General features: G+C 40.2%; 14 protein-coding genes. 6 read left to right on the top strand and 8 right to left on the bottom strand.

What is annotated here, in order from left to right; translation table 11 throughout:
• Positions 1–75 precede the first annotated feature (75 nt).
• The gene (locus IM450_RS14545) at positions 76–690 is read right to left on the bottom strand and encodes a hypothetical protein (protein WP_287664392.1); all 615 of its coding nucleotides are present in this window, start codon (positions 688–690) and stop codon (positions 76–78) included.
• Positions 691–868: 178 nt separating this feature from the next.
• On the bottom strand, positions 869–1,189 hold the full coding sequence (locus IM450_RS14550; RefSeq protein WP_287715780.1) for a helix-turn-helix domain-containing protein: 321 nt from the start codon (positions 1,187–1,189) through the stop codon (positions 869–871).
• A 116-nt stretch (positions 1,190–1,305) separates the two neighbouring features.
• Here IM450_RS14550 and IM450_RS14555 point away from each other — a divergent pair, with 116 nt between their 5' ends.
• Positions 1,306–2,448: a hypothetical protein gene (locus IM450_RS14555; protein ID WP_287688666.1), complete on the top strand. Its 1,143-nt coding sequence runs from the start codon at positions 1,306–1,308 to the stop codon at positions 2,446–2,448.
• A gap of 315 nt (positions 2,449–2,763) precedes the next feature.
• Here IM450_RS14555 and IM450_RS14560 read toward each other — a convergent pair whose 3' ends face one another.
• Together IM450_RS14560 and IM450_RS14565 are read right to left on the bottom strand one after the other, a co-directional pair.
• Positions 2,764–3,606 (bottom strand): M15 family metallopeptidase, encoded by an 843-nt coding sequence (locus IM450_RS14560; RefSeq protein WP_287664398.1) that lies wholly within the window; start codon positions 3,604–3,606, stop codon positions 2,764–2,766.
• 33 nt (positions 3,607–3,639) lie between these two features.
• Positions 3,640–4,461 carry an SH3 domain-containing protein gene (locus IM450_RS14565; RefSeq protein ID WP_287664400.1) on the bottom strand — a complete coding sequence of 274 codons (822 nt, stop codon included), beginning with the start codon at positions 4,459–4,461 and terminating at the stop codon, positions 3,640–3,642.
• An 834-nt stretch (positions 4,462–5,295) separates the two neighbouring features.
• Here IM450_RS14565 and IM450_RS14570 point away from each other — a divergent pair.
• From IM450_RS14570 to IM450_RS14590, 5 genes are all read left to right on the top strand, one after another.
• On the top strand, positions 5,296–5,739 hold the full coding sequence (locus IM450_RS14570) for a hypothetical protein (protein ID WP_287664402.1): 444 nt from the start codon (positions 5,296–5,298) through the stop codon (positions 5,737–5,739).
• A gap of 131 nt (positions 5,740–5,870) precedes the next feature.
• Positions 5,871–6,761, top strand: a complete 891-nt coding sequence (locus IM450_RS14575) for a hypothetical protein (protein WP_287664404.1) — start codon at positions 5,871–5,873, stop codon at positions 6,759–6,761.
• A 170-nt stretch (positions 6,762–6,931) separates the two neighbouring features.
• Positions 6,932–7,444 carry a hypothetical protein gene (locus tag IM450_RS14580; RefSeq protein ID WP_287664406.1) on the top strand — a complete coding sequence of 171 codons (513 nt, stop codon included), beginning with the start codon at positions 6,932–6,934 and terminating at the stop codon, positions 7,442–7,444.
• Positions 7,445–7,697: 253 nt separating this feature from the next.
• Entirely contained in the window at positions 7,698–8,447 is a 750-nt protein-coding gene (locus IM450_RS14585; RefSeq protein ID WP_287664408.1) for a hypothetical protein, read from the top strand.
• Between the two features lie 25 nt (positions 8,448–8,472).
• Complete coding sequence (locus tag IM450_RS14590) at positions 8,473–9,054, top strand: hypothetical protein (protein WP_287664411.1); 582 nt, start codon at positions 8,473–8,475, stop codon at positions 9,052–9,054.
• A 43-nt stretch (positions 9,055–9,097) separates the two neighbouring features.
• Here IM450_RS14590 and IM450_RS14595 read toward each other — a convergent pair whose 3' ends face one another.
• The 4 genes from IM450_RS14595 to IM450_RS14610 form a co-directional block, all read right to left on the bottom strand.
• A complete protein-coding gene (locus IM450_RS14595) occupies positions 9,098–11,914 on the bottom strand; it encodes a type IV secretory system conjugative DNA transfer family protein (RefSeq protein ID WP_287664413.1) in 2,817 nt (938 codons plus the stop codon).
• Between the two features lie 630 nt (positions 11,915–12,544).
• Positions 12,545–12,646 carry a hypothetical protein gene (locus tag IM450_RS22545; RefSeq protein ID WP_287724320.1) on the bottom strand — a complete coding sequence of 34 codons (102 nt, stop codon included), beginning with the start codon at positions 12,644–12,646 and terminating at the stop codon, positions 12,545–12,547.
• A 139-nt stretch (positions 12,647–12,785) separates the two neighbouring features.
• Positions 12,786–13,145 carry a type II toxin-antitoxin system YhaV family toxin gene (locus IM450_RS14605; RefSeq protein ID WP_287688668.1) on the bottom strand — a complete coding sequence of 120 codons (360 nt, stop codon included), beginning with the start codon at positions 13,143–13,145 and terminating at the stop codon, positions 12,786–12,788.
• A 2-nt stretch (positions 13,146–13,147) separates the two neighbouring features.
• A partial coding sequence (locus IM450_RS14610; RefSeq protein ID WP_287670876.1) for a type II toxin-antitoxin system PrlF family antitoxin occupies positions 13,148–13,466 on the bottom strand: 319 nt, incomplete at its 5' end.

The following is a 13,466-nucleotide window of genomic DNA, read 5'->3' on the forward strand; positions in this document are numbered from 1 at the left end:
CCGTGATCTGACAGATGAGAAACCAATGTAACAGACGACGGCGTTCTCGATCGAGCGCACCCTGTAGGATCAAGGTTAGGTCATCTGTTCTGGTTCCTTCTTGGTACGTTGGATCAGCTTCTTTGCGATTACTTCTGGGGACTGTTTGAGGGAATCGAGGGACTCCTCGACCACACGGTCAGATTTTTCTACCTGTGACCTTAGACCGGGGACGCTGAAATTGCGTTCTTTCATGTAGTTGACGGTCAGGTAGTTGAAGGCGACGATATTCTGGGCGGCGGCAAACTGGGCGGCCTCATCCACACGACGAAAATTATCCTCTTGAATGTCCTCTAAGGGATTGGTATCGACGAAGATTTCTTCGGCATCGACGGAATCGTTTATGACTTTTTCACTCTCTCGCTGAACTAATCCCGTCTGGGCGTTAGTTACGGAGGAATTTTTGTCGGTTTCGGTCTGGTTATCAGCGATTTCGGGGGTAGCAGTCGGAAAACCTTCGAGAGTACCCCATTTCTTATAGTGGGTGTTTAGGTCATCGAATATTTGCACCTGTTCATCACTGTAGTAGCTGTTTCGACCGTGTTTCTCGGCTTCCATGTCGTAACCCAAGCGGATCAGATGCTGGCGGCGTTCGTAAAACTGAGTTTTTCCGATTCGGTAGCGATCGGGTAACGAGGCGGCTTTTTGCATAATTTTTCATCTCCGAGGGGTTAAGATCGAGGGAACAAAAAGCTAAACAGTGGATAGGTACGCGGAACCAACGGATAAATCCAGTATAGTCCCTAAAAAAAAGGCTTCAATTGGAAGCAAGAGAATTTCGTAAGTTATCGTCGGTTCGGTTCGGGGATTAAAAAGGCACTCAGGTGGTTTACTTGTGACCGATTTCGGTGAGGAACAGATCGAGCGGGTAATCCAAAGCGTCGAGAATCGCTCGGAGGGTAGCCGTGCCGACACTCTTGGCTGTCTGACTTTCTCCCGTTATTGCCTTGAAACCGGTTTCCAACTTTTGGATGTGCTGGGGGGAGATGTCCCGACCGGCATCCCTGATCTTATTTACCAACTTGTTTCGAGATAGTCCCTGTCCCTCCCGAATCTCCTTTAACTTCAATCCCGCCTCCTCCGACCATGAGATAGTCTCGACCATCTCGACGGGAATCATCACCGCTTTCTTCTGTTTCACCACGTCCACAACCTCTCAGAAAAACTATTGTTATCGTCTATTCTATCACTTATAATATTAATATCACTGGTTGAAAAAAACAAACTTTGCGACTGTAAATAGTCAAGTAGTCGAGAGGTAACGGCGTGAACATCTGGTGTTGCTCTCCGCAAATCTGGACAGCCTACGGGTTAGAGTGGCGTTTTGAGTACAATTCTTTTAGTGCCAAGCGCACCGTCAGCGCGAACGGTTTTGTCCTCGATATTCCCGTTAAGGCCACCACGAAGTTCGCTTCGCCCCGGTTGTGGCTGGATGATTGGGCTAAAAAGAACCGTAAACGGCTGCCACCCGAACCGGAAGGGGCGGTCAACTTGGAACTGGATCTATTTCCCCCGCAATCGGTACGGGTAGAATTGGTCGATGACCTGACACCAGAAGAGGAACGTCAACGTCTGTTCTGGGAGCGCAAGGTAGAAAGGGCTTTCTACGAAGCGGGAACAGCCTTGAAGGAATTGCGGGATAGACGACTGTACCGTTCTACCCACAAGACTTTTGAGGAGTATTGCCGTGATCGTTTTGGTTATTCTCGTCGTAAGATGGACTATCTGATTTCTGGTTCTGAAGTTTTTGAGAATCTGCAAACGAGAACCAATGATTCTCAATCAGACAGAGACGAAACGAGAACCATTGGTTCTCAATCAGACAGAGACGAAACGAGAACCATTGGTTCTCAATCAGACAGAGACGAAACGAGAACCATTGGTTCTCAAATTTTGCCAATCTCCGAGCGTCAAGTCCGTCCCCTAACTCAACTGGAACCAGACCAACAGAGAGAAGTGTGGCAGCAGGCGGTAGAAGCTGCTGGTGGTAAAGTGCCGTCTGGTCGCATCGTCAAGGATATTGTACAGCGCATCCGGGAGCGAACCAAAATCCCCATACCCTACCGGGTCGGTGATGTCTGCGAAATCCTGATCAAGGATAATCCCGATTTGCGGGGTCTGGGTGGTTGTTGGTGTATCGTGATCAAGGTAAGAGAATTTTCCTGTCTGGTGCGGACTTGGAACGGTGAATATACCGTTAGAGAGGAGAATTTAAGGGATTTGCAGTATTCCCCCGACCACCGGCAAAATATGCAACAACTGAGCGATCGTCTGGTTCATCTCCGGTCGTTAGGGGAAGAGGAGACGGTGAGGGCTATTCTAGAAACATTGGGTTCTTTGAAACGTCCCTACCTGAACCCTTGGGAAGAAAAGTTATTGGAGTTTTTGGAAGGATATAATGCCCTTTGATACGGTAGAGTATAGCCCTTTCAAGCTCAGAGCAAAACGTGACGGGAAAGCTAACTTATATTTTGCTTTCCCTTGTTCTATCGATCGCATCCCCTAGTTTTTTACCAGTCGAACCAGCGATCGAGCCTGCCACAGTTGAGGTGAGGGCATTTCTCAGAAAGATGACATATCAACTGATTTACTGTTGACGAGGAGTTTGTGCGGCTTTAGATTTATTAGGAGTTTCTCTGATTTGTACCCAGTAACGGGGCAGCGGAAATTCTGTTAATCTTTCCCAAAGTACAGGTTATGAACTTTTCTCAAAGGGGAAGTCCATTATTGTCTTTGTGTCTTTGCTACTCTAAAAATTTCTTGAGCTGTTGCTGAACCGACAAAACGCCAGTGCCAAGGTTCATAACTAACACCTTGGAAATTGTTTTTCGGAAATGATAGTTCAAAGCCATATTGAGCAGCGTGAACTTCTAGCCAGCGATAGGCTTCAGTAGAGTCGAATGTCAATTTGAGGACAGTATTAGGACTTTTACCGTCACCAACATCGAGAGCATAGCCTGTATGATGTTCGCTGAAACCTGGAGGCGCACTCAGTTTAGAGGCTGCTTTCTTACTTCCTTGGCGTTGAATTTGTCGCTCAAACAGCTTTTTTTGATCGGCAACTGAGCGAAAGCCAGAAACAGGAATGATCTCAATTCCCTCTTGTTGAGCGGCTAATTGCATCTGTTTAAACATCTCTGCCGCTTCTCGATTTAGATATGCTTTACGTTCGTAGAAAATACCAATTTCCACTAAATCATTAGCATTTTCTTCGTATTTTATATGAAAAGGAATTTCAGTTTGGTTAGGGGGTGAAAGTACAGTCTGATTGGGAGGTGGCGAAGATAGTGAATAGATATCATCAGCACCAGTAACCATGGGCGAAGGAACTGGCAGAGCTTTGGATGTATTTGCCAAAGGATAAGGTCGCTGTAAGGGAGGCGTTAGAGTATTTTTAGGGATAGAAGCAGGAGAAATTAGAGAAGTAGAAGAAACCGATGGCGAGGTAGAAGTTGTAGCAGTAGTTGGCAGTTCAGCAGGCTGTTTAAACCCTAAATAAATCGATACACCCATTACAACAATTATAGGAATAATAAAATATCGAAAAGCTGAAATAAAAGATTTCATATTAGTTGTAGTAGATGAAAAATTACACTAGAGCTAGTCAGAGCTAATTAATTGAGCAGCAATCCAGCCTGTCGTACCAGACTGAGGATGATAGACTTTATACCACTGATAACCCCCTCTATCATAGCTACTGCCCAAAATTTGTAAGCGATCGCCTGTACGAACAGTTCCTACCACCCCATAAGCAGTTCCAGCACCAGAACGCATATTTTTAGTTCCTGGAGTACCGCTCACTGTAGCATTGGTTCCTCTGGACGAAGCTTTTGGTGGAGGTTGAGATGGAGGTTGGATTTGCGGTTGACTTGGATAAGTAGTTTGACCATCAACAGCAAGTAAATTACCTGCAATCCATCCATCTGCTCCTGATTGGGGAAAATAAATATGATACCAAATGAATTTATCACTATTTCTAACAGATTTGATAACTTGAACGCGATCACCTGGATAGGCAATATGTCTTGGTGCATATTCTAAACCAGGACCTCTACGAATATTTTTCTTTCCTGGTTGTCCTACAATTGTGGCATTAGTATTATTGTTGATACTAGGTTGCACAGGAGGCGGAGAGAATGGAGTTGGAGAAGGTCGTGAAATAGGAGAAATTGTTCTTGGGTCTTCTTTTGTAATAGAAGGTGAAGGAATAACTCCTACTTCTGAATCGATGGCTATAATAGCTTCAAAATTAGTATCTTCTTTTAAGGCTTCAATATGAAGAAAATACTTACCATCTTCCTGAATTTCTTTTGTTTTTAGAGGAGAAAAATCAGATTTTAATTTCCAGATACATAACTTAGACAAAGGTGTTACTTTAAAAATTAATGTCTGTCCAGCCTGAGCCTCAATCTGATACGTCACACCTTGGTTAGATTTAATCTTACCCGTTTGTGTAATACTGTCTCCCGACGAAACGTTTAATTTGGGTGCTGTTTGATCAATTAGACTTCGATCTGGTTCATTAGCGCAAGTTCCTGATGCCTGTGGATTTAGTGTAGTAGATGACTGACATCCAGATGCTAGAAGCAGAATTAGTAGTATTTTTGACCCACTCATCCAATTGAACCCTATCACATTGCTTCTCCTGTCAAATAGACAACATTATTAGTTGACATCGATTCAAAAATGAAGTGTGCCACTGCGTGGTCTTTCAATAAGGTTGCTGATCAAGTAAACTGACCTGCACCACTAAGAGAGAAAGACCGAGATAAGCAGGAGAATCCCGATTTTGTACCTTAGCAGTTTTACGAGGGACTGAAACCCTTGCACCACCGTTACTTTAGGTAATGCTTATCCCAAAATGGAATGCTCCTAAATCAGCTACCAAAAGATTAGCCCAAAAGAACGCATTCTTGACGGCGAGGACTTAACGAGTACATTAAGTACTCATCCCATAGTTTTCCCGAAAGGGGCGACGAAATCGTTAAACAAGCTAAGGTAGATTGAGCGAAGGCTTCAACCATCGACCCTGAAAATCCCTTGACTATCGCACCCCATCTGAGATATTTTTCGATTAATCGGTCTTGGTACATTTCAAACTTGAATTTGCCCAACACTATAATCATAGAGCATTACGCTCGATGGAGCGCAGATTTCGGAAAATTATCGTTAAAATTTTGATTTTTGGTTATTGGCTTTATAATAATAGCATACTCTTTGAGTATTATCGTTAATAGGCTATATTGGGAGGTCATTATGCAGTTTATCCTCAGACCCTATCAAGGTATCGATATGATTCGCTTTGGCATGAGCCGTGATGAAGTGCGCCATGCACTAAAAGATTTCTCTACAAACTTTGAAACTTTTAACAAATGGTACAAAGGTGAGGATAAAAATTTTAAGGACACCGATTTATACGAAGATTTAGGAATCTTTGTCTATTACAAACCCGATAATACTTGTGAGGCTATTGAGATGTTTAAGCCAGCTGAACCAATGCTTTATAACCAGTGTTTGTCTGGACTCAGCTATCATGAGCTAAGAGAATTATTTGAAGAAATTGATGGACAGTTAGAAATTGATGACGTGGGATTTACATCACATAAATTTGGCGTTGGATTCTACTTTCGTTTTGGTGACGAAGATCCAGACGCAATCGTAGAGGGGGTTTTTGTTTTTCCAAAAGGGCATTATGATTAGCAACTAGATTACTACAATCAATTTCATTACTTTGCTTTAAATATTTTTAATATTTTATAGCCAACTGTAGTATTTAACTATGTTAAATCAGACTTTATTAAGTTTTATGCTTTCTTATTCAACAAAAATATATGGATAAACAAGGTGGCTATTACAAAGCCGTAAGAAAAGCTAATAGAGGAGGTGAAGTTAATCACATCCCAGCATATAAATCTTATGAAGGAATTGTTCCCCTCAATAGAGATAAAGGCATCGCTATCTGGATGACAGAAGCAGACCATCGAAAAACAGCCACTTGGGGAAGCCATAGTTCTGCACAAAAATTCCGTGCAGAACAACGTAATTTGATTAATAAAGGACAATTTGAGCAAGCCTTATTGATGGATATTAAGGATATTCGCTCTCAGTTTGGTTCAAAGTATAATAAAGGTATGCTGCAAGCTCTAAAGCATTACAAAACAAAAGTAAGAAATCAAATATGGCAAAGACAGCGACAAATTCCGTCATTAAACTCAAGCAAATTAAGTGAACAGAAACAAAAAATAGCTGAACAACAAAAATTTCAGAAAGCCGCAATGGAAGCTACTAGAGCTAGTTTTTTACCTAATAAACCTCTGCCAATCTCTAAGCAGAAAAATTCAGCTTCTCAATCGCCTAAAAAACTGGCTCAATTAAAAAAGAAAGCTTTAGCCCATAAAACTCAAGCAGTACAGGGTCAAAACAACTTAACTAAGTCCAAACAGAAAGCTCAGTCAAAGTCATCTAAAACCATACAGGTAAATTCAAAAAGTAAACTAGAAAAAACCAAACAAAATGTTCAGAATAAAACTCAAGAATCTAAGCCTAAATCAGTACAATACCAACAAGGTCTAGCTAAAGCTAAACCGAAAGCACAGGCTCGTCAAGCTAAACCAGCGCAGCATCAGCAAGGTTTATCTAGAGCAAAACAAAAAGCACAATCTCCAAAACTAGCAACCCAATCTAGGTCGCCTCAACCCAAGGCACCTCAACGTGGCCGATAATGCCTTACTAATATCACCTTCGGAGGGGTCTTCATATCCCAAAAGCTTAAGTTTTGAGTTAATTGAAGCAGTGCTGGAGATGTTATAATTTCCTAGTCAAATCCAAAAGAGTCCTTATCGCAATCGACCGTTAACTCAAGAGCAAAAAGAAAAAAATCAGGAGAATTTTAATGAATAACGATGGAACTTCAGAAAAATTTACACCAGTTTTAGAGGATTTTTTTGTCGATCAACCTTTATCTCGTGATGAGCTAAAAAAAGGTTTTGCGGAACTTCTTTCTATCTCTGAAAATGAAATATTTATTTATGAAGATGATGATGAACTTTTAAAAGAAATCGATAAAAATAGTATGTATCCTTATCTATTACAAATTTTTTATGTTCCTGTAAAAGGTGATTTCTCCATTCTTCTCAAGCTTCAACCGACAAATCCGGATGTTGATGCACAGATACAAGATAGTGGACGAGAACGATATACATTTATTTCCGATTTTTCCAAAAAATTTCAATGTCGGTGTGCTATAGATTCAGGAAATAATCCTATTTTGCGCCCTGATGACTTTTATTTGATCGACGGTCATAACCAGCGTCAGTTGATTGTTCTTTATATGTCTTCTGATGAGGAAAAACCTATTCCTGATGACGAGGCTGAATATTATTTTATAGACGAGATAGATAAATGATAAATTGGTTATTGTTTTAGCTATAATGAGGCATACAGAGCGGGGAATCTCATTTATGCAAGCAAGTAATTATACTTATCTATGAAACTGTTTTCTAGCAAGGCTTTCAAAATAGCTTGACATAAAGCTTAATTTAGGAGTTACATAAGGTGAGATGCTCCCTACAGAGCTAGAGCGCAAATCGCTCGAACAGGACAAAAAATAAGCGGTTTCCTCATAATTTTTATATCCCATTTATCCCCAATCAGTAACTATGTCTGAAAAAAAACCACCCGATGATTTACATCAATCAGTCAAAAAACCTGCTGATCGGCATTATCTTTCTAAAGTCAATCAGAAATCTTGTAAGCACGACATTAACACCGTTATTGAACCCCGCGTTAATGTCAATGACGATATGAAGGCAATTAGAACAGGGAAAGCCACATACCGCAATGAGAATGGCAACCATACCTATATTGTAAACGGCAGAACGTATGGAGTTCATACTGAAAAAAAAAGTTTTGGTAGAACTTATCCCATGCGGGGAGACGGATTTCATACTCTCAATCGTGGGGCATACCAAGCTTTGGGTGTGTATAATGAGAATGGAAAAACCCCTCAAGCTCAAAAAGCACTTGATCGTCAGAGAGAAGCCTTTTTAAGAAGTAAGTATGGTTATGACAAAACCAATAAACGTTATGACCCTGTAATGCAAGCAAAAGTTACACGGGATCAGGAAAGTGCCCACAAAGTTTGGGAAAGAGTTAAAGGGAAAGAACAATCTTCAATAAAGCAAACAAGCGAAAATGCTGCGATGGCAGGCTTAGATTCAAGGAATAAATTAGAAAAGGCGAAAGAAGCAGCTGCCGTAAAACCTCCAACACAATCAATGCAGCAAACAAGTAGAAATGCTGCAATGGCAGGAGATTATTCAAAGAGTAAATTAGAAAAGGCGAAAGAAGCAGCTAAAAACACTCAAGCCCCCAAACCTCCAACACAATCACCTAAACGCACTCGTTAAACTCAAAACTTATTCTTATTTTTCTATGAACAAATATCATTTTAAAATCTTGAGTATGCCTCTAATCCTCTCCCTCTCCCTCTTATCAGGGTGTGGTTCATCTTCTTCTGATGATGTCGCTTTCTCTTGTCCTGAAGAGCCTACTTTGGGAGGAACGGTTCTTTATCAAACTGAATTAGTTACTATTCCCCAGAAGAACTCATCAAAAAACATGGCACAAAAAACAGTTTCTGGACTGGTATCTTATAGTCAAGATGTAGGCTATGTATTTTCAGCTAAAGCTGGTCAAAAACTTATTACTTCAACTCAAGTTAAAGATATTTGCACTGCTGTTTTTTCGTATCAAGATCGCATCCTTATAGGAAAACCTAATGATAAAAATATCACAATTAAAAAAGATGACACCTATGTTGTGAAAGTTTTTTCAATATTAAACCCAGAAGGTCAACGTTTGTTTAATCTTGATATAAAACTGCTAGGCGGTGCAAAAATAGCTAAATTACCTTACATTTCAGAAATCCCATACTATTTTCAGACTATTGATGGCATAACTGAATCCATACGAAAGGAACAATATGATAAAACTGAAAAATATCAAACAAAATGAATTAGTTTATTTTTGGTTTGGTAAAATCCAGAATAAATGTTGACTATGGCTCAAAACTTGTTCCATCCTCTGAAATAAAGTTTAACTTAATAACATCTCGTCTGGTCACTGAAGCTCTCGTTGCAACGATTAAAGCAGTTCCTGGAACAGCTAACAAATCTTCAATTTCTCCCGCTTCTAGTAAAGGAGCAACCCTAATCGTGGTGTTCATTTTTGATGTTTGATCTCCATATATTATGCGCTCTCGAAAAATAGGGGGTTTTAATAAATTCCAAGGAAAATTAGCAAGTTCTCTGCTATCTCGAGAGTCAAATTCAATATTCCGACAACTTTCTTGATAAAGACTCGCTGCTTTAACTCCATGTACGGTATTGATTCCCGCACTTTGGTTAATGGGAACACCTTGAACGTTTTCTACTATTGAACGCCATCCAGTGCCAAATCGGGCAGCAATAAATTCATTGGTTACTTTAGAACGTCCTTTCAACCCAACTAAACTGCCGTAAATACCAAACCATTTATCAGATGTCTCTTTTCCTAACTTCTCAACCACCCCTTCAACAGTTTGTGTCGCTGCAACCATAGCTAATTTTAATGATCTTCCAATGGCTAATAAAGACGCATCATCTTTAGTAGCAATTTCTTGAGCCTCATCCATTATAAAAAGTACGGGAATATATTCCTGATCACTGTTTTCTCCGCGTTTTTTAATGCCTTCATACAATCGTGCCTTGATAAGAGCCGTAACCAATGCACCACCACGACCGTAGCGATAATCAGGAATTAAAACTCCCAATCTTCCGCCCTCTAGAGGTGCTGTAATATCAACATTTTCTAATTCATCGTTTGTATCTGCCCATGCCGCAAGGTCGGGATGGCTAGTAATTGTGTTAAGCCAGCTTCTCGCCGTAGCTATAATATTTGATTTTACTCGTTCCTCAGTATTTTCCCAATCTTCCATAAAGAATTCGGCTGCTTCTCCGACCGTCAGTGTTTCTGCCGATTCTGGAATGGCTAGTATAACATCATTCTGGGAATCAGAATTAGTAGCAATCTTGCCAATACTACTTAAAGTCCAATAATCACCCCCTGCTGCCTGAGCTAATATTGCAGCCTTACGCAGTAGGTCAGCAGCACTGTCCGTGAAAAACTGATCTGCACTATTTTTTCTCGCCCCTATTACATCAATAATAGTATCAACAAGTGTGGCGGGCTGTAATCCCTTAACCAGAGAAACTCGGCTGTTTCTTGGATCGACAATCTTCATTCCTTTAACAACATCTTTTAGTTCACCGGGTAACGCTCCTTTTCCATCTAAAACAACTAAACCAACGCCTTCAGCTTGCCCCGCTTGTCTAGCAATAGGGCGCAGAATGCCAGCCGTTTTGCCAGAGCCAATACCCCCCAAAACTAAAAGATGTTGTGTTAAATCTTTGAGAGAGAGTTTAAATGGTAGTCCAGCAGAAGGCGCATAAAGATCACCCCTTGCAGCTAGCATTCCTGCTGTTATTCCTAGTTGAAAAATTGGGGAGCTATCTCTTTGAGCTTGCTCAAACTGCCTAATGCGTGCCGATTCAGCAACTTGTGACCAAGGATATCCTCCCGCCATAAGATAAGTCGCCGCATCAACAGATACTTGTTTTTCTAACTCTCGCGCTCTGTTTAAAGAAGGCGGACGATCTACAATTCTTTTCCAAACTCCAAAAAATCCGCCAAAGAACATAGTCCAAATTGGCGGTATATCTTTGGTAATCCAATTGAGCGGTTTTATAAAGAAAATAGAAACAATCCCAAATCTAGAAGAATTACTTGATTCTTCTGTAGATAAAATTTCAGACTCGGAGTTAGAAGATAAATTTATTTGGTATAGCCAACAAGAAACAAAAATTAAAATCCACAAAATACATAACGAAAGTGACGCAGCTAGACCAGTATAAGCTCCTGTACTGGTCAACAGACTGAAACTAGGAAGAACCCAAGCATTCGCTCTTCTTGGTAGTTCATCCGTTTTAAAGTCATCCACGCTGATTTCCGAGGATACAGGACGACCATCAGTCGTAATCCATCCATATCGCCAAATATCTTTTAAATCTTCAGGAGGTTTTGCATTCTTGAAATCTCTTAAATAAATTCGTCGGACAATATCTTCAGCTTGTTTTTTTTCTTTATGATTTCTTTTAAGAATATGATCATTGATTGTTGGAATCAATACTAATATAACTCCAAAAGCAACTAATTGTCCGATTCTGTGAAAAATGGAACCCCATGTATTAAGAATATCTGTATAAAAAGATAAACTATTTGTTGCTTCTTCAATTTTCCGTGTTCCCTCATTAAAAGTTTTCTCTAAAAAACGATTATCATTATTAAAACGTTCGATAACATCATCAGGAATAGGATTTCCCTTCTCTATGAAAGGCTGTGCTTCTTCCGTGAAAATCAATCTATTCTTTTCTCTTCTATCACTAAGATTTTCATTTAAAAGTTTTTGTTCATTATCTATGTTTGTTTTTAATGATTCAAGCAATTGCTTTTCAGTATTGTGAATAGTTCCACCTACCAAACCTAAAATTACTGCTAATACAAAAACTAAAAACTGAGAACGATAAACTCGCTCGGCCAAAAAACGTGCTAACAGACGATGATATAGCGTTCTGGCATTTTTTTCAGGATTGCCATGAAAATCTCCGTTATCCACCGATGCTACATCTAGTTTTCCCCAAAAACGCTTACCTCGAAAGATACCAAGTCTCAAATTTCCAGGAGGAGCATTAGAAATTTTTTCTTTAATCTTGACAATCTCTTTTATGGCTTCCTCTGGTGAGTCATAAAAAGTTGGTTGATTAGGAAGTTTTTCCATTAGTCAGAAAATATAGAAATTCAAAGTGTGCCAGTGCCTGATTGATTGAAGAATACCTCATCGGGAATGCGATAGTCAAGAGATTTTCATCTGACGGGGTGACAATCTGGTGAAAATCCTCATGGTATGGTGATAAGTACCTAAGCAAAATTAATTACACATATCTAACCACCTCTTGCCTCTTGCCTATCTTCACTAGGAAATTTATTTTGCACGACTACTTAGAGAGAAAAGTTATGGGAAGCATCTCATTACTGGACTTTCCCCCGTATAAACCTACTAACTATGGCTAAAAGTTTTACAGAGCCTAACTTAAGTTTTTACGCAGATAGGGTTTGAGGCAAAATTTTTCAAATTTGACCTTTAGACCATTATAGCTTGTTTCGGGGCATAAAAACAGCAAAAAGAGGGAATCCCTTACTCTAAAGATTAATTGCCATCAGGTTAGCGATCGCTATACAGCGAAATCTAGGGAATCGCTCCACTCCAGAGACAGTCAACGGTACAGCCATTTTCCCTTGAAAATGTACCCAGTGACGGCTTGTCAATTTATTCTGAGAAGCTTTATGCAGTAAGGGTTTTGTTAATTTTTTAGTATTTTTGTATGGGTAAGTCCAGACATATCTATCATTAAATTTCGGTTTCAGCAGCTTCGCGTAAACGGCTAATTGTACTTTTGGCCTCTTTGAGTAGGTCATGCCAATCATCTGGAGGATAACCGGTCTCCAGCATTTTTCTAAAGACTCTATAAGCGTCTGTACTACTCTCATAAGTACCTAAGCAAAATTAATTACACATTTCGATAAAGCTTTTGCCTCTTGCCTATTGCCTCTTGCCTGTCTTCACTAGGAAATTTATTTTGCATGACTACTTAAGCTCGCTTAGAGTTTTCATCATTGACCCAAGCAAAGAGAATTATTTTACTCTCTTGATGATATCGAAAAAACAGTCGATACTGCTGAAAAAACTTGGCTCTAAACCAGTGTTTGTAATCGTCTCCAAGCGTAGTTCCCAGTCGATAATCACTGCGAGTTGGGTCTTGAGGAATAGTATCAAAGGCTAACTTTGCTATGGCAGCTAGACGCTTTGTCGCATTTTTCCTTTTGTAATCTTGAGGAAACTTGTGGTGCAGCTCTTCAACCTGCGTCACAAGTTCTTCAAACTGTTCAAGGAACAGAGGTTGAGCAAATATGCTCCATCCATTAATTACTAGGGGCTGATCTATAGACAACCTTATTCGTCCTCATCCAGAAGTGGTGCATCAAGATCAAGAGCAACGCCAGAGACCAAGTATTGAACATGATTGACTAGGTTAGAACTAATTGGCTGTATGTGTTGAGGGTTCTGTTCCATATCTTGGGCAAGAAAATTCAGAAATTTCCCAAGCACCGGATCATTTTCTTCTGTCCCGTCAGCCCTGGAAATCCATACTTTGCCGTCGGGCTGTATGTTGTAGCAGATTTTATCGCGCTTATTCAAGCCAAGGGCTTTGCGAACGGAATCGGGAATTGTAGTCTGATAGCGATCGGTAAGAGTGGATTCTGGCCATGGA

The organism is Microcystis sp. M083S1 (assembly GCF_020246405.1).
In the GTDB taxonomy this organism is placed as follows: domain Bacteria; phylum Cyanobacteriota; class Cyanobacteriia; order Cyanobacteriales; family Microcystaceae; genus Microcystis; species Microcystis aeruginosa_C.

What these genes read in the sequence shown, in the direction of transcription:
- IM450_RS14580 (WP_287664406.1), top strand. Translation starts at nt 6,932, where the DNA reads ATGAATAACGATGGAACTTCAGAAAAATTTACACCAGTTTTAGAGGAT.
- IM450_RS22545 (WP_287724320.1), bottom strand. Translation starts at nt 12,646, where the DNA reads ATGCTGGAGACCGGTTATCCTCCAGATGATTGGCATGACCTACTCAAA.
- IM450_RS14575 (WP_287664404.1), top strand. Translation starts at nt 5,871, where the DNA reads ATGGATAAACAAGGTGGCTATTACAAAGCCGTAAGAAAAGCTAATAGA.
- IM450_RS14570 (WP_287664402.1), top strand. Translation starts at nt 5,296, where the DNA reads ATGCAGTTTATCCTCAGACCCTATCAAGGTATCGATATGATTCGCTTT.
- IM450_RS14590 (WP_287664411.1), top strand. Translation starts at nt 8,473, where the DNA reads ATGAACAAATATCATTTTAAAATCTTGAGTATGCCTCTAATCCTCTCC.
- IM450_RS14585 (WP_287664408.1), top strand. Translation starts at nt 7,698, where the DNA reads ATGTCTGAAAAAAAACCACCCGATGATTTACATCAATCAGTCAAAAAA.
- IM450_RS14545 (WP_287664392.1), bottom strand. Translation starts at nt 690, where the DNA reads ATGCAAAAAGCCGCCTCGTTACCCGATCGCTACCGAATCGGAAAAACT.
- IM450_RS14560 (WP_287664398.1), bottom strand. Translation starts at nt 3,606, where the DNA reads ATGAAATCTTTTATTTCAGCTTTTCGATATTTTATTATTCCTATAATT.
- IM450_RS14595 (WP_287664413.1), bottom strand. Translation starts at nt 11,914, where the DNA reads ATGGAAAAACTTCCTAATCAACCAACTTTTTATGACTCACCAGAGGAA.